This window comes from Lactobacillus sp. ESL0681 (assembly GCF_029392835.1).
In the GTDB taxonomy this organism is placed as follows: Bacteria; Bacillota; Bacilli; order Lactobacillales; family Lactobacillaceae; genus Lactobacillus.
On the sequence record NZ_CP113943.1, the window covers coordinates 1,835,491 to 1,851,795 of the forward strand.

13 protein-coding genes and 1 tRNA gene are annotated in these 16,305 nt (G+C 37.6%); 12 read left to right on the plus strand and 2 right to left on the minus strand.

Annotation, left to right across the window (positions count from 1 at the left end; genetic code table 11):
• Window positions 1-7: 7 nt before the first annotated feature.
• Entirely contained in the window at window positions 8-763 is a 756-nt protein-coding gene (locus tag OZX59_RS08850) for a GntR family transcriptional regulator (protein WP_277126029.1), read from the minus strand.
• Window positions 764-945: 182 nt separating this feature from the next.
• Between OZX59_RS08850 and OZX59_RS08855 the strand changes: the two genes are divergently transcribed.
• The 5 genes from OZX59_RS08855 (at window position 946) to OZX59_RS08875 (ending at window position 6,563) form a co-directional block, all read left to right on the plus strand.
• Window positions 946-2,100: a CDP-glycerol glycerophosphotransferase family protein gene (locus tag OZX59_RS08855; protein ID WP_277126030.1), complete on the plus strand. Its 1,155-nt coding sequence runs from the start codon at window positions 946-948 to the stop codon at window positions 2,098-2,100.
• Window positions 2,101-2,110: 10 nt separating this feature from the next.
• Window positions 2,111-3,541, plus strand: a complete 1,431-nt coding sequence (locus tag OZX59_RS08860) for an oligosaccharide flippase family protein (protein ID WP_277126031.1) — start codon at window positions 2,111-2,113, stop codon at window positions 3,539-3,541.
• Between the two features lies 1 nt (window position 3,542).
• Window positions 3,543-4,241, plus strand: coding sequence for a glycosyltransferase (locus OZX59_RS08865; RefSeq protein ID WP_277126032.1), 699 nt, complete (start codon window positions 3,543-3,545; stop codon window positions 4,239-4,241).
• Window positions 4,242-4,706, plus strand: a complete 465-nt coding sequence (locus OZX59_RS08870; protein ID WP_277126033.1) for a SprT family protein — start codon at window positions 4,242-4,244, stop codon at window positions 4,704-4,706.
• 102 nt (window positions 4,707-4,808) lie between these two features.
• Window positions 4,809-6,563 (plus strand): ABC transporter ATP-binding protein, encoded by a 1,755-nt coding sequence (locus OZX59_RS08875; protein WP_277126035.1) that lies wholly within the window; start codon window positions 4,809-4,811, stop codon window positions 6,561-6,563.
• Window positions 6,564-6,728: 165 nt separating this feature from the next.
• Here OZX59_RS08875 and OZX59_RS08880 read toward each other — a convergent pair whose 3' ends face one another.
• Window positions 6,729-7,934, minus strand: a complete 1,206-nt coding sequence (locus OZX59_RS08880; RefSeq protein ID WP_277126037.1) for a CPBP family intramembrane glutamic endopeptidase — start codon at window positions 7,932-7,934, stop codon at window positions 6,729-6,731.
• A 233-nt stretch (window positions 7,935-8,167) separates the two neighbouring features.
• Between OZX59_RS08880 and OZX59_RS08885 the strand changes: the two genes are divergently transcribed.
• The 7 genes from OZX59_RS08885 (at window position 8,168) to gatA (ending at window position 16,305) form a co-directional block, all read left to right on the plus strand.
• Window positions 8,168-8,253 (plus strand) — tRNA-Leu (locus OZX59_RS08885).
• 146 nt (window positions 8,254-8,399) lie between these two features.
• Window positions 8,400-9,047 carry a glycoside hydrolase family 73 protein gene (locus OZX59_RS08890; RefSeq protein WP_277126039.1) on the plus strand — a complete coding sequence of 216 codons (648 nt, stop codon included), beginning with the start codon at window positions 8,400-8,402 and terminating at the stop codon, window positions 9,045-9,047.
• 79 nt (window positions 9,048-9,126) lie between these two features.
• Entirely contained in the window at window positions 9,127-11,361 is a 2,235-nt protein-coding gene (gene pcrA, locus OZX59_RS08895) for a DNA helicase PcrA (RefSeq protein ID WP_277126040.1), read from the plus strand.
• A 37-nt stretch (window positions 11,362-11,398) separates the two neighbouring features.
• Window positions 11,399-13,411: an NAD-dependent DNA ligase LigA gene (gene ligA / locus OZX59_RS08900; RefSeq protein ID WP_277126041.1), complete on the plus strand. Its 2,013-nt coding sequence runs from the start codon at window positions 11,399-11,401 to the stop codon at window positions 13,409-13,411.
• Between the two features lie 12 nt (window positions 13,412-13,423).
• A complete protein-coding gene (locus OZX59_RS08905) occupies window positions 13,424-14,548 on the plus strand; it encodes a CamS family sex pheromone protein (RefSeq protein ID WP_277126042.1) in 1,125 nt (374 codons plus the stop codon).
• Between the two features lie 12 nt (window positions 14,549-14,560).
• Entirely contained in the window at window positions 14,561-14,863 is a 303-nt protein-coding gene (gene gatC, locus OZX59_RS08910; protein ID WP_277126043.1) for an Asp-tRNA(Asn)/Glu-tRNA(Gln) amidotransferase subunit GatC, read from the plus strand.
• Window positions 14,863-16,305 (plus strand): Asp-tRNA(Asn)/Glu-tRNA(Gln) amidotransferase subunit GatA, encoded by a 1,443-nt coding sequence (gatA, locus tag OZX59_RS08915; RefSeq protein ID WP_277126044.1) that lies wholly within the window; start codon window positions 14,863-14,865, stop codon window positions 16,303-16,305. The genes gatC and gatA overlap by 1 nt, the downstream gene beginning before the upstream one ends.

The following is a 16,305-nucleotide window of genomic DNA, read 5'->3' on the forward strand; positions in this document are numbered from 1 at the left end:
CTAATTATTACTTATCATTTAAGTGAATATGGCTATCAGAAGTCGAATCGATAGTGTAGGTCATTTTATCGCCGCGAACCACATAGTGTGAATATTCCAGCGGCTGCTTAAACTGATCGTAAGCCAGCTTTTCGACTTCAAATAAAGGAACTGTTTTAGTCAGACTAAGCAGTTCTTTTTGTGTGGGTGAGGGTAAAACACTATTAATTTCACGATGAGAACTGGTGGCAATTTCGTGATATTTGCTTTCAAGGTATTCGTAAAGTGGCGTCTGTTCATTGATATTGAATAGCAGATCAGGGTAGTGTTCTGCTGAAAGCCAGGCTTCATCAATTGCGATTGAGACTTCATCGACTTGAAATAACCGTTTAATATAAATTAAATCTGCTTGTTCAGGTAGAAGCAATGCTTTAGCAATTGCAGGATCTTTTAAGATTTCTCGTTTAAGAATAGTTTGTTTACTGGCTTTGTCGCGTGAAACGGCAAATTCTGAGAATCCTTGAACTCGGTTTAATTTACCCGTCATCTTTGTAGAAGAAACATACGAACCTTTACCTTGAACTGAGACGATTAATTTTTCATCACCTAATAGTTTCAATGCCTTGCGTACAGTAATTCTACTGACATGATAATTTTGACAGAGAAAATGCTCACTAGGTAACTTTTGTTGTGGCTTGAGACTGCCATTAGTAATTTGTTGTTTCAAATCAAGATAGATTTTTTTATAAAGTGGAATGGCAGAAAATGCTTGCTCAGAATTCACGACAGATACTCCTTAATTATTTTTACTAGATTAATTTTAGTAAATAGTCACAGAAATAACAAATGCAAACTTACCTGGTACAGTTTTAAGTTTAAAAAAATAAAAAATATCCTAAAAGTACTTGAGTTTGCTTAGGCTTTTTTTGTACTCTTAAGTTAATAGATTATTTAGGAAGTTAGTTAATGAAAAGTTTTTTATTTCGGCTCTATTTAAGTTTGATGAAATTTTGTGCGCGTTTTGTCAAAATAAATGCAACAAAAATTGTGGTGCTAAATGGTTCGGGAAGGTCTGGGTCTAATGGGTATCTATTTGCCAAATATCTAAAAAATGCACACCCAGAATATACGGTTACACTAGTTGAGCCGTGGCCATCTGCTCACTTATCTTGGCAAACTTGGTATGAAATTGGCGCGGCTAAATTTGTGTTAACGACTCACCAACCATTTAAGGTGCACAAAAGGCAAGTAAATTTACAGTTTTGGCATGGGATTCCGCTCAAGCGCATGGGACTAGCTGCTTATAATACTCAAGCTAAAGATAATCAGCGTAATGCAAGATTATGGCTTAAGACAACAGATGTAGTTTGCTCAAGTTCTGATTTATACGAAACGTTGATGAGCGCTTGTATTCCGATTAGCGCTCCTAAGTATCAGCAGTTGGGTTTTCCGCGATGGGATGTTCTGCAGCAAGCGGCAGTTTCTAAACAACAAATTTTACAAGATTTGTTTAACCAACATGATGAACAAGCTGAGCTTGGAATATATGTGCCAACTTTTCGTGAAGAATTAGCTGATGAGCAGCTGATAGAGGCAATTAAGAATGGAAATTTTTTGGGATTATCGGATTTTGATGCGGCAAAATTGAATGACTCTCTTAAAAAGCGGCACCAATATTTAATCATTAAATTACATCCTTACGAAATGCAGTTAGTTGAACAGTTAACTAGCAGCTATTCTAATTTGGCACTCTTGAAAAATGACTATTTATTTGCTAATGATATTGATTTATATGAATTATTAGGTGCCACCGATTTTTTAATGACCGATTTTTCCTCGATTTATTTTGATTATCTTCATTTAGATCGGCCAATCATCTTTTTAACCAATTATCTACTGCAATATGAAAAAGTTCGTGGATTACTAATCGGACCTTATCAGCAGGTTGTTCCTGGACCGTGTGTTAATAATCAAATGGAGCTAATTCAAAGTCTGCAGCAATTGCCGCAAAATCACGAGAATTATGAATCGTCAAGGCAATATTGGTTAGCATTAACTAACCAAGTTGATAGCTCCAATTATTGCGAGGATATCTTTAACTACCTGACTAGTAATTTTTAGAGGGAAAACTGTGAAAAAAACTTTTTTAAATATCTTATATAATGCAGTTTACCAGATTTTTCTTGTGTTAGTACCGCTGATTACAGTGCCATATTTGTCAAGAATACTGGGTCCCAAAACTTACGGGATATACAGCAATGTCAATAACACTGTGCAATTCTTGATGATTTTTTGTACCTTATCAGTTTCTTATATTGGAATGCGAACGATTTCTCAAAAGCGTGCTTTTGGTAATCGTCAGCAATTGACTGAAGCCTTTTGGGGATTGTGGTACTTTCAAGCTTTGGCAGGGATTGCTACTATTATAATTGTGGTAACGGTTGCTAGCTTTTTCAGGGTCAAATATTGGCAGTATTTATTATTAATGGTGCCATACCTTATTTCAGCCCAGGTTGATATTTCCTGGTTTTTTCAAGGATTAGCAGAATTTGGTCGGGTAGTATTAAAGAATACTGCTGTTAAATTGGTTTCTGTGGTGTTAATTTTATTATGGGTCAAGCAGCCAAAGGACTTATGGAAGTACATGTTAATTATGTCAGTATCGACTATGCTTGGTTCACTAGTTTTTTGGTTTGAAATCCATCGTTATGTAGACCGGCCAGTAGGTCATTTTTATCAATTTCAAACAACGGTCAAAACCATCATTACGTTGTTAATTCCGCAAATCGCCACGCAAATCTACACTTCTCTTGATAAGCCGATTTTAGGTTTTTTTCAAAACTCCACTCAAGTAGCATATTATGATAACTCACAGCGAATTTCTAATATGGTTTTAGGCGTGATTACTAGCATTTCTTTGGTGATCATGCCCAAAATGGCTAGTGAAAGTCAAAAAGAGCAGCGAGTTGTTTTAAAAAAATCATTGGAAGCCACAGTTTGGCTCGGAACTATGTTTGCAGTGGTGATTATGGCTAATACTAAAGAGTTTGTGCCCTTCTTTTTTGGTGAAAAATTTACACCGATGATTCCATTGATGTTTTTCTTTACTTTAACTATTATTATGATCCCAACTGGTGGTGTGTTCGCTAATCAATTCGCGCTAGCCAATCACCGTGATCGTGATTATGCACTTCCTGTAATTATTGGTGCAATTTTAGAAGTGATTTTAAGCTTTTTCTTGGATCAACTGTATGGCGCCACTGGAGCAATGTGTGCGATTTTGATAACGGAATTTGTTGTGCTAATTTTACGATTATGGATTGTACGAGATGGATATGATTTTAAGTATTCTTTTCAAGAGATCCCGAAGTATTTTTTAATTGCTGCAGTAGTATTAGTGGTCGGCATGTTGTTGCCACAACTGGCTTCATCAGCTTTTATCAACATGGTTTTGAAATCAATAATTATGTTGGTCTTGTATATGGCTTTAATGTTTTTACTGAAACTGGACTTTAATCAAGATATAATTGAATTAGTTAAGAACTTTTGTAAGCGAGGTTAAAATGATCCCCAAGATTATTCATTATGTTTGGGTTGGCGGCAATCCGAAGCCTAAAAATATTCAGCGTTGTATGCGCACTTGGCAAAAACATTTACCAGATTATCAAATAATAGAGTGGAATGAAACTAATTTTGATATTCATGAAAATAAGTATGTTGAGCAAGCTTATCAAGCAAAAAAATGGGCCTTTGTGTCAGATTATATTCGTGCCAAAGCAGTTTATGAAATGGGTGGTATTTATTTAGATACTGATGTATTAGTACTAGATAATTTACATTCATTACTAGCAAATCAAGCTTTTGTTGGCTTTGAAAATTCTGATAATCCTTTTACTGCAGTTTTTGGTGCGCAAAAAGGGCATCCGCTACTTAAGGACATGCTAGACTATTATGATGATCGCGATTTTACTTTTGATAAAGACCATCAGCTAGCTGGAGTTAACACATTATCGGTTGCTGATATCCTCAAAAATAAGTATGGCGCTAAGCCTAACAATCAAGCTCAAATGCTCAAAACTGGTATTCAAGTTTATCCAGATGGGGTTTTATGTAATCCCTCTGCTGATTCTAAAACGATTCATGTTTTTACAGGTACTTGGATGGAAGGCGCTAAGCCGTTTAAACGCAAATTGGTAACAGCACTTAAAGTTAGAATTAAAACTAAACGGCAAGCGGCTTTGTATGCTCGGCTTTTCAGATAAATGAAGCAATTGGAGTTAGAACAGTTAGTGCGGCAAATTTCATTGGCAGCTTTTGGACAGCCGTTTACTCACCAAGTTAAAATTAATACGAGGATGACAACTACTGGTAGCCGTTATCATTTAACTGATCATCATCTTGAAATTAATGCGCATTTTCTGGCAAAAAAATATCGGACTGATTTAATTGGGATTATTAAGCATGAATTAACGCATTATCATCTCCATTTATCAGGACAGGGATATCGGCATTGTGATCGTGATTTTCAAGTTTTGCTAAAACAAGTTGGTGGTTTACGATATACACCTGATATCGGGTTAAGACAGCGCAGGAAAACAATATACAATTATATTTGTCAAAGTTGTGGACAAAAATATGCTAGGGTTCGCCGAGTTAATCTGCATCGTTACCGATGTGGACGCTGCGGCGGTCAACTTAAGTTAATTAATTCTGATGTTACAAAATAAATTTTGCATAACGATATGGATGCAATATAATTAATCAAGTATACTTAGTGTTTTTTATTTAGAAAATATGATTAAGACCAAAAAGAGAAAGTCGGTAAAGTAATGACGTTTAAGTCACGTAAAGATGAGTTAGATCGCGTAAAATTAAAAGATTTTTTCCATCTGCTTAATGAATTACAACTGAAAAAAGTGTTATTTTTTGTTGGGATTGGTTTTAGCATGATTACGAGCGGCGTTAATTTAATTTTGCCGCTTATGACCCGTAATTTAGTTGATACTAGCAGTTTTAGTAAGTTTAACTTTACGATTTTAATCGCGTTAATCGCCATTTTTGTGGCTCAATTAATTTTGGGTACGATTAGTGGCTATATTTTGCGTTATTTTGGTGAAGATGCTGTTAAAAGACTGCGGGAAAAGCTCTGGTCACATTTGTTAAAATTACCACTAAGCTATTTTGACTCCACTAAAGCTGGTGAAAGTAGTTCACGGTTGGTCAATGATACTGGCGTAATTAAGGATTTGATTGCTTCACAATTCCCTAATTTTATTACTGGGGCAATCCAGTTGCTGTTTTCATTAATAATTCTCTTTGTAATGGATTGGCAAATGGCAGCGTTGATGTTTGTTTTGGTACCAATTGTTGTAGCGATTTTATTACCAGTAGGTCGGATTATGGCCCACCTTGGGCGTAAATTACAGACGGCAACGGCAAAGTTTAATGGTGATGTGAGTGAAAAATTATCCGAGGTACGTTTGATTAAAGCCAGTAATGGTGAAAAATTTGAGCAACAGCGTGGTCAAGGTTTAATTAACCAAATTTTTGGGATTGGGATTAAAAGTGCACGAGTTGAGGCAATTTTGCAGCCAGTTATGACTACGGTCATGATGGCGGTCTTTGCTGGAATTTTGGCGTATGGCATTTTCCGAATCAGTCAAGGAACCCTATCTAACGGGACTTTGGTTGCTTTTTTGCTATATTTGTTCAATGTAATCGAGCCAGTAGCCAACTTTGCGACATTCTTTTCCCAATTACAAAAGGCGATGGGTTCAACTGAGCGAATTCAGTCTATTCTGAGGTTGGCTCCTGAAAAAGAAGGGTTGGCTAATCATAAAATTAATGTTGAGGGTAAAACTTTAACTGCAAACGATATTAGTTTTAGTTATCATTCTGGTGAACCAGTTTTGCATAGCATTACTTTTAGCGCTCAGCCCAATACGGTAATTGCTTTTGCTGGTCCTAGTGGTGGCGGAAAGTCAACGATTTTTGCTCTGCTAGAACGTTTCTATCAGCCTGATCAGGGGCAATTCAAGGTAGGCGACCAGGATATTGCTGAAGTTGATTTACATAACTGGCGTTCTCAAATTGGTTATGTGTCTCAGAATAGTGCAATTTTTTCTGGTACTATTCACGATAATTTGGAATATGGCTTAGGTAAAAGTTTAAGTGATGCTGAACTTTGGCATGGTTTAAGTTTGGCTTATGCAGATCAATTTGTGCGTGAATTTCCAGATCAATTAGAAACTAAGATTGGTGAGCGTGGCATTAACTTATCTGGTGGTCAAAAGCAACGAATTGCGATTGCACGTGCTTTTTTACGGGATCCTAAAATTCTAATGTTGGATGAGGCTACGGCTAGTTTAGATTCTGAATCAGAAAGCAAGGTTCAACAAGCGCTTGATCAATTGATGGTGGGCAGAACAACTCTGGTAATTGCGCATCGGCTAGCAACGATTGTGAATGCTGATCAGATTTACTTTATTGAGCACGGACAAATTACTGGTCAGGGAACGCACCAATATTTGATGCAGCACCATCAATTATATGCACGCTATGTCAATGAACAAATGGTTAATTAATTTTCTTATTGGAAGAGGTTAAGAGTTATAATTTAATTTTTGGAATTTGATAAAAAAACATGTATTTGCGAACGGGCAAATACATGTTTTTTGATTATTCATCAAAGATTATTTAGTTAATATCTATTAGTTATTCTGACTGTATACTTTCATAAAGAATGTTCTTTATATCTCATTATTAGCCAAGTTTAGTTCAATTGTCTTTTTGCGTTTTCCTGAAATTAGGAAATAGGCAACAGAGGCATAAATAAAGAAAAGTAAAATATCAATCTGCCAAGTAAAAGCATCGGGAACAGCTTCATGAACTGAGCCGCTGGTATAAAATGCCAGCATGTCATAGATTCCATGATAAACCATATTAATTGCCAAAGAATCTGTATACAGGTAAATTGCAGTCATCAATAATGCCCATGAGGCGGCAGAGAACATCTGCTCAAACGTTGCACTAGCAGGTTGTCCAGCAATATTGCCAAAGTGAAAAAGACCGAAAAGTATGCCATTACCTATGACACTCCACATAATCATATTTTTACTATTGCTGAATTGCCGCATTAGCAGGCGACTCATGCAGTAACGCATAAGCCATTCCTCGGCAATACCGGCTTCGCAAGCTTCTAATGTGAACATCCAACTGACTTTGACGAACTTGAAATCCCAAGCTGTGAAGAGGTTTTTGAATGATGATGAAACATTGAAGCTGTTGAACATAATGTCAACAAAGATTACCAGCACAATAAATGCCAATACTCCTAGACCGGCATTCCTACTTATTTTAAAATGAGGACTGGCGAATCCCCATTCGTGCATTACAGGTAATGTGATTAAAAGCAGAGCAATAGTTCCCGTGACGCCAGAGTTATTTAGCAGTTGCAATGGCTGTAAGTATAAGTGAGAACTGTTGCCAGCCAAAGTGGGTCCACTAAGCGCAAATGAAAAGATGACAAATGCCAGCATAAACATGCGACCCCAATTGTTTTTGATCTTAGCCAGAGCAAGCTGGGCTAGTGGCAAGTACATTATAAGAGAATAAAGGGTTGCTAAAATAGCCCAAAAATTAAAGTTTAAAATATGGTACTTATGAACAAATGCTAAAAAGGTACTCACGCTACCTTGGAGGGTGATACCGATTAGAAAAATCTGTAGGTAGTGGTTAAACTGTATCCAATGGCTGTCTCGTTTTTCTGGTTTTGCTATTGTTAATTGTAAGATCAGCATTGCTAAAAGCATTAAACACATTACCCAATTAGACAGCCGCTTTTTAAAAATAAGATGGTTAGGATTAATTATAGTAAAAATCCCAATAGCGATCCAAAAAATCATTTGAGCTATGGTTTGAAAAACATGCCACTTACGAAAAAAATTTTCTTTCAAAATTTATACTTCCTTACAAATTTTAACAAGCCAACTAACTCTAGCTTGTGCAATTATTACTTTATTCAGTATAGCACTGAGATATCAATTTTTTCTAAACGATTGATGATTTTGCTTGTTGTAATCGTTTAGTGTGCCTCCAATTTTTAGATACTGTTGTACATTTCTTTAGGAAAAAGTGGTCGCAACACCTTGTGCTGAATCGATTTTTAGGGTATAGTAATACATGTATTGCGGGCATGGCGGAATGGCAGACGCGCAAGACTAAGGATCTTGTGATCGTTTTTAGATCGTGGAAGTTCGAGTCTTCTTGCCCGCATGATGTAATAGAGCTATTGGCTCTATTTTTTTTGCCTAAAAAACCCTCAAAGCAAAACTTTTTGGTTAAAAATTGTTTACAGTAATCAACAATTACCCGCAGTCGGGTTATACTTAAGACAGGATTTTTAAAGCAAGGAAAATTTCATGGCAAAAAAGCGTAAACGTAAAAAACAATCTAGTTGGCGGATTATAATTACTGCCTTTATTATCTTATTTTTATTAATTGTAGTTTTAGCTGGTGCACGATATTATCGCAATCAAGCGATTGAATCAGAACAAATTCGTCAAGAGCAATTGGCTCGCAAAGAAGCACGTGAAAAAGTTATCAAGCAGCACAAGCAATTTATTAAACAGATTGGTCCAATTGCCAAAAAAGTTGATCAAAGTTATGACTTACTACCCAGTATCACGATTGCGCAAGCATGTTTAGAAAGTGACTATGGTCAAAGTAGCCTATCACAAAAATACAACAACCTATTTGGAGTTAAGGGAACTAATCCTAATACTTCAGCTGTTTTGACGACTAAAGAATATGTTAAAGGCAAGTGGGTTGAGGTTAAAGCCCGTTTTCAAATTTATGATTCATATGAAGCTTCAATTAGAGCTCATGCAGAACTTTTTCAAAAAGGAACAACCTGGAATCATCGGCAATACCGACATGTTTTGGCAGCTAAAGATTATGAAAAACAGGCACATGCCCTAGTTCAAGATGGTTATGCGACTGATCCGAATTATGCGGACAAATTGATCAAATTGATTAAGCAATATAATTTGGAGCAATACGATAATTAGTAAGATAATTTGCCCAAAAGGTGCTGAGTTTTTTGGTACAATAAAATAGTTATGCAAGCTTTTAATGAAGGGAAAATTCATGAGTGAAGAAGCAATTTTAGCAGGATTAAATCCGCAGCAGCAAAAAGCGGTTAAAATAACTGAAGGACCATTGTTAGTTGTTGCAGGAGCTGGATCGGGGAAGACCTCCGTGTTAACTAGACGAATCGCTTATTTGGTTGAAGAAAAGCAAGTTTTGCCTTGGAATATTTTGGCAATTACTTTCACTAATAAGGCAGCTAGTGAAATGCGTGAACGTGAGCAAAAATTGCTAGGTCCTAGTGCTGGAGATATTTGGATGTCGACTTTCCATGCTCTTTGTGTCCGAATTTTACGACGTGATGCGGACAAAATTGGCTATACTCATAACTTTTCAATCGCTGATTCGGCTCAGCAATTGACTTTGGTCAAGCATATTGAAAAAGAATTAAATGTTAACCCTAAAATGTATGAACCGCGTGGAATTTTATCGGCTATTTCTAATGCGAAGAATAATTTATTAACTCCTGATGCTTATGCAGCTAGTAGCAGTTCACCATTTGAAAAAATGGCGGTGAAAGTTTATCAGGAGTATCAACACCGCTTAAAGCGCGATCAGATTATGGATTTTGATGATTTAATTATGCAAACGCTTGTTTTGTTTAAACAAGAGCCAACAGTTTTACATTATTATCAGAATAAATTTCGGTATTTATTAGTTGACGAATATCAGGATACCAATGAGGCGCAATATGAACTTTGTCATGAATTAGCTGCTCAACATAAAAATATTTGTGTGGTGGGTGACGCCGATCAATCAATTTATGGTTGGCGAGGAGCCAATATGGAAAATATTATGAACTTTGAGCGTGACTATCAAGCTGATGGCGTGCAAACAGTCAAGTTGGAACAAAATTACCGTTCTACTGGTCATATTTTAGCGGCTGCGAACGCAGTTATTAAAAATAATCGTAATCGTAAGTCGAAAAATCTGTGGACCGATCAAGGATCAGGAGCTAAGGTTACCTATTATAAAGCACAAAGCGGCGATGATGAGGCGCACTACCTCATAGCTAAAATTCAAGAGGAAGTTGACCAAAAAAAGCGGTCATATCAAGATTTTGCCGTATTATATCGCACAAACGCGCAATCAAGAACGGTTGAAGAAGCTTTTGTGAAGGCTAATATTCCTTACAAAATAGTTGGTGGTCATAAATTCTATGATCGTAAGGAAATCTTGGATATTATGGCTTATTTGAAGTTAGTAGCTAATCCTAGTGATACTCTCAGTTTTAATCGGATTATTAATACACCTAAGCGTGGAATTGGTGCCGTGACAGTTGATAAGTTTTTGGCTTTTGCACAGGAAAATAATTTTACACTGTTAGATGCGCTAACCAGTATTGGTATGTCTAAGATAGCCACGCGTGCTGCCAGCAAGTTGAGTGATTTTGGTGCTAAATTACGAGACGCAATTAAGTACAGTGGTGATCATACCGTAACTGGTTTAACTGAAAAGATCTTGCAAGACTTTGGTTATACTGCTGCACTTAAGGCTGAGCACACGATTGAAGCTGAAACTAGGTTAGAAAACTTAGATGAATTTTTATCAGTTACCAAGCGTTTTGATGATCAATATGAAGCAGATAGTGATGATGCTAGTAGGTTAAGTGATTTTTTGGCGGAAGTTTCGCTATTAAGTGATCAGGATGACCTGGTTGATAGTGAGCAGCAAGTGACCTTAATGACCTTGCATGCTGCTAAGGGTCTGGAATTTCCGGTAGTTTTCTTAGTAGGAATGGAAGATGGGATTTTTCCATTATCACGTGCCCTGCTAGAAGACGATCAGTTAGAAGAAGAACGTCGCTTAGCATATGTGGGAATTACTAGAGCTAAACAAGAGCTATTTTTGACTAATGCTTATTCACGGATGATGTATGGTCGCACGCAAAATAATCCACCTTCAAGATTTTTGGAAGAGATTGATAGCGCTGATTTGGAAGTGGTTAATCCGCAAATTCCAACAAGTAACTTTGAGGCACAAGCTGCACCATTTGCGCATGCTGATGAACGGGCACGGGCGCAAGTTTATACACCTAAAGTCAAGCCTAAAGGGGCAATTGGTGCTGAGCATGAAGGCTGGCAGGTTGGCGATCAAGTAGAGCATAAATCATGGGGCCGCGGTGTGGTGACTAAGGTTAATGGTACGGGTGAAGACATGGAACTCGACATTGCTTTTACCGGTCAAGGAATTAAGCGGCTTTTAGCAGCATTTGCACCAATTAAAAAGGTATAATGAATTTGAAGCTAAGTTTTTAGTCAGGAGGAATAAAATGGCAGATTTAACTTTTGATGAAGCTAAACAGGAAGTTGCTACTCTGAGAAAAAAACTGAATGGTTGGGCTGATGCTTATTATACTAAGGATAATCCTGCAGTTGAAGATAGTGTTTATGATCAAAACTATCAGCGATTAGTTAAACTAGAGCAGGAGTTTCCGCAATTAGTTACACCTGATTCAATTACTCAGCGTATTGGCGGTCAGGTTGATAGCGAATTTAGCAAAGTCGAACATGAAATTCCAATGCTATCAATGGGCGATGTGTTTTCTAAACAAGAACTGACTGATTTTGATGAGCGAGTTCAAAAACTGGTGGGACATGCTGTAGCTTACAATGTTGAATTAAAAATTGATGGTTTGTCAATTGCCTTAGAATATACTGATGGTAAGTTAACTAGGGCGTCTACTAGGGGAAATGGTAATGTTGGTGAGGATGTAACGGCGAATGCACGCTATATAGCTGATATTCCGCAAACACTACCTAAAAAGTTGACGACTGAAGTACGTGGCGAATGCTACATGGACAAGGAAGCCTTTGCTAAGCTAAATGAACAGCGTGATCAGCAAGGCGCAGCAGTTTTTGCTAATCCCCGTAACGCTGCTGCGGGTTCGTTAAGGCAATTAAATCCACAGGTTACTAAGCGGCGTAATTTGAGTACGTTTATTTATACTTGGGTCAATCCCCCACAGGATATTACTAGTCAGCATCAAGCGATGACTGAAATGGCTAAGTTGGGCTTTCATACCAATGAAACTGGACAAAAGTTAGCTAAGTTAACAGAAATTTTTGATTTTATTGATGAATACACTGCTAAAAGAGATACTTTAACTTATGGTATTGATGGCATTGTACTAAAAGTTGACGACCTAGCTCTGCAAAAAGAGTTAGGTAATACAGTTAAGGTGCCACGTTGGGAAATTGCTTATAAGTTTCCGCCTGAAGAGCAGGCAACAGTCGTTCATGAAATTAAGTGGACTGTTGGTCGGACAGGTGTGGTGACGCCAACGGCGATAATGGATCCGGTGCAGTTAGCTGGCACAACGGTATCACACGCCGTTTTGCATAATGCCGAATTGCTTAAACAAAAAGACGTCCGCATTGGCGATACAGTCATGTTGCATAAAGCTGGAGATATCATTCCGGAAATTTCACAAGTTGTATTAGCTAAACGTCCCAAGGATAGCGTTCCTTATGAGGTTCCTACTACTTGTCCATCATGTGGTCAGAAGCTAATTCATCTGCAAGACGAAGTGGCATTGCGTTGCGTTAATCCATCATGTCCCGCACAGATTGAAGAGGGGATAACGCATTTTGCCTCTCGTCCTGCAATGGATATTGCTGGTCTGGGACCGAAGATTGTGCGGCAGTTAATCGACCATGATTTAGTTCATAATGTGGCTGATTTATACCAATTAACTGCGACTGATTTGGCACAACTAGATCATTTTAAGGATAAAGCAATTAACAATTTGTTAACTGCGATTGCTGATTCTAAGCGTAATTCAGTTGAATTATTACTGACAGGTTTAGGAATTGACCATGTTGGGGCTAAAGCTGCTCGATTAATCGCTCAAAAATTTAAAGATATGACTAAAATTATGCAGGCTGATGTGCAAGATATTGTTGCAATTAATACAATTGGGATGACAATTGCGGAATCATTAACTACCTATTTTGCTCAACCTAAAGTTAAGCAAGTAATTGCTCAATTAGAAAAAAATGGGGTCAATCTAACTTATTTAGGTGAAACCGAAAGCGAGATTGCAGAAATCCCTGATAACTTTTTCAAAAATAAGACAGTTGTGCTTACTGGGACGCTAGCACATTATACTAGACCTGAATTTACTAAAAAACTGCAAGCTCTGGGTGCTAAGGTTACAGGATCAGTATCTGGTAAAACTGATTATGTTATTTATGGTCAAGATGCGGGCTCCAAGTATACTAAAGCGCAAAAGCTTGGTGTAGCGCTTTTGACTGAAGAAGCTGCGATTGACCAAATTAAATAAAGGAATATTACATTGAAAAAATATTTGCAGATGTTTGCGCTCTTGGGATTAGGATTGAGTTTGACTGCTTGTGGTAATTTAAAAAACTCTGATTTAGCTAATAATGCCAAGACAACGCAAAATACAAAAACAAAATCATACCAAACAACTGACACGGGTAATAATGGTTACACGGTTTTATTAAAGAATGGTCATTATGTTACTAGTCCGATTGCTGGATTAACTGCCACTGATAATGATAATTCCGTTGATACACGCGAGCTTGAGCGTGGTTTGGTGCAAATTTCTAAAGCAGAATATTCGACCAAGTCGTTTTATTTTCAAGAAGGACAGTATCTCAGTGCTGCAACTGTTAATAAATGGCTGGCTCGCAAGTCTAAGACTAATCCAGTAGGGCTTAACCCTAAGCAATATAATCCTTATTACTTAGAAGAAATTTTAGAGCAGGACTATTTAACTGGCTCTGGCTCTAATTATCATATTGGTGGTATTAGTATTGGTTTGGCTTTAAACTCGATTGATTATTATCAAAAGACTAGTGGTGGTCCAGAATATCAGCAGCAGATTACGCGTGCGCAACAAAAGCAGGCTGGTAAGCAAATAGCTGAGCAGGTGGTTGCACGTTTGCGCAAAAAGAAGTCATTAAAAAATATCCCCATTACTGTTGGGCTATTTTCAAAAGAAAGTAAAGACTCTTTAGTTGGTGGAACTTACTTTTTGAGCGGGACAGCAGCAGCTAATAGTAGTAAAATAGCTAAATGGAAAACTATTTCTGCACAAACAGAAGTCTTGCCAACTGTGGGAAATAAAAAGGCAATTAATAGTAATGATGCTTCAAGCTTTAGCAGCTTTAAGGAATCAATTCAAAACTATTTTCCTAATATCAGTGGCGTAACGGCGACTTTGCGGTATGAAAATGGTAAATTAGCGCAAGAAAATATTTCGATTACGACGCAATTTTATGGTTATGAACAAGTACAAAGTTTTACTCGGTTAGTCTTATCGACGGCAAAAAAGTATTTGGCTAACAATGTTCCAATTGAAATCAAGATTGGCTCAGTCAACGATATTCAAGCACTAGTTGCCAAAGAAACTGCTGATAGTAGTTATCAAGTCCATGTTTATGGCGGTGAATAAGGAGGTATTTATATGAAAATTACAGAAGAAACAATTAAGCATGTTGCGACTTTATCGCGACTTGAGTTTGGTCAAGCTGAGATGGGTAAAATAACGGAGCAGATGGACTCAATTATTAATATGGCTGATCAATTATCTGAGGTTGATACAGCTGGTGTTTCAGAAACAGTTCAGGTAGTTGACCGTGATACTGTGTTTAGAGAAGATAAACCAGAACATTGGCAGGATCGGACAGAATTAATGAAAAATGTTCCTGAACAAGCTAATGGCTTTATCAAGGTTCCGGTAATTATTAATAAGGATGAGGACGAGTAATGAATTACTTAAATGAAGATATTGACTCATTAAATCAAAAATTGGCACAGGGGACTTTGTCGGCTGATAAGCTAGCCCAAGACACTGTGGCCAATATTAAGCAAACTGATAAAAAGCTGAATGCGTGGATAACGGTTCAAGAGGATGCTAAAGTTAGTGAAGAGCTGGACTTTTCACATAATAAGCTAGCCGGGATTCCAATTGCAATTAAAGATAATATTATGACAGATGGTGTGAAGACTACAGCTGCGAGTCATATTTTAGACAACTATCTGCCTGTTTATGATGCAACCGTAATTGAGCGACTAAAAAAGGCCCAAGCAACTTTTGTTGGCAAGACTAACCTTGACGAATTTGCGATGGGTTCTTCAACTGAACATTCGTACTTTGGTGTGACTCATAATCCATGGAATTTGGACAAGGTTCCTGGTGGTTCGTCAGGCGGCTCGGCAGTAGCAGTTGCCTCTGGTCAAGTAGTTGCTGCTTTAGGCTCTGATACTGGTGGCTCAATTCGTCAGCCAGCAGCTTTTAACGGAATTTTTGGGATTAAACCAACTTATGGTCGAGTATCCCGTTGGGGCTTAATTGCTTTTGCTTCTTCACTTGACCAAATTGGTGTGATGAGCAAGCGGGCCAAAACTTCTGCACAAGTGTTAAACGTGATTGCTGGCAGCGATGATCATGATTCAACTTTATCAACTAGGGCTGTGCCAGATTTTACTCAGTTTATCGGTCAAGATATTAAGGGATTGCGTGTTGGTGTTCCTAAAGAATATCTGAGTGATGCTGTTGATGCGGGAATTCGCACAGTTGTTAAAGAACAAATTGCTGCTTTAGAAGCTGCTGGTGCAATTATTAATGAAGTTTCGCTACCGCTAACTAAATATGTTGTGCCAGATTACTATATTATTGCGTCCAGTGAAGCTTCTTCTAACTTGCAACGTTATGACGGAATTCGCTATGGCTACCGCGCAGATGATACGAAGAATTTGTTAGATGTTTATGTCAAGTCTCGTTCAGAGGGTTTCGGTGAGGAAGTTAAGCGGCGGATTATGCTAGGCTCATTTGCTTTATCAGCTGGTTCTTATGACCGGTTCTTTAGACAAGCTGCTAAGGTTAGAACTCTAATTTGCCAAGAATTTGATGATATTTTTGCCCAAAATGATGTAGTAGTAGGGCCAACGACGACGACTCCTGCATTTGATATTGGCAGCGAAATTTCAGATCCAATTAAAATGTATAACAATGATATTCTAACTATTTCTGCTAACTTAGCTGGAATTCCTGCAGCTAGTGTGCCAGCCGGATTAGTTGATGGTATGCCTGTTGGGTTACAAATTATGGCTAACCGCTTTGATGAGGGTAGTATCTTTAAGACTGCTGATTTTATCGAACGAACAAATAAATTTTATGAAAAAAAGCCAGCTGGAATGGAGGATTAA

Excerpts from the sequence above, each read along its gene's own strand:
- OZX59_RS08855 (WP_277126030.1), top strand. The coding sequence starts at position 946 with ATGAAAAGTTTTTTATTTCGGCTCTATTTAAGTTTGATGAAATTTTGT.
- OZX59_RS08865 (WP_277126032.1), top strand. The coding sequence starts at position 3,543 with ATGATCCCCAAGATTATTCATTATGTTTGGGTTGGCGGCAATCCGAAG.
- OZX59_RS08870 (WP_277126033.1), top strand. The coding sequence starts at position 4,242 with ATGAAGCAATTGGAGTTAGAACAGTTAGTGCGGCAAATTTCATTGGCA.
- OZX59_RS08875 (WP_277126035.1), top strand. The coding sequence starts at position 4,809 with ATGACGTTTAAGTCACGTAAAGATGAGTTAGATCGCGTAAAATTAAAA.
- OZX59_RS08890 (WP_277126039.1), top strand. The coding sequence starts at position 8,400 with ATGGCAAAAAAGCGTAAACGTAAAAAACAATCTAGTTGGCGGATTATA.
- pcrA (WP_277126040.1), top strand. The coding sequence starts at position 9,127 with ATGAGTGAAGAAGCAATTTTAGCAGGATTAAATCCGCAGCAGCAAAAA.
- ligA (WP_277126041.1), top strand. The coding sequence starts at position 11,399 with ATGGCAGATTTAACTTTTGATGAAGCTAAACAGGAAGTTGCTACTCTG.
- gatC (WP_277126043.1), top strand. The coding sequence starts at position 14,561 with ATGAAAATTACAGAAGAAACAATTAAGCATGTTGCGACTTTATCGCGA.
- gatA (WP_277126044.1), top strand. The coding sequence starts at position 14,863 with ATGAATTACTTAAATGAAGATATTGACTCATTAAATCAAAAATTGGCA.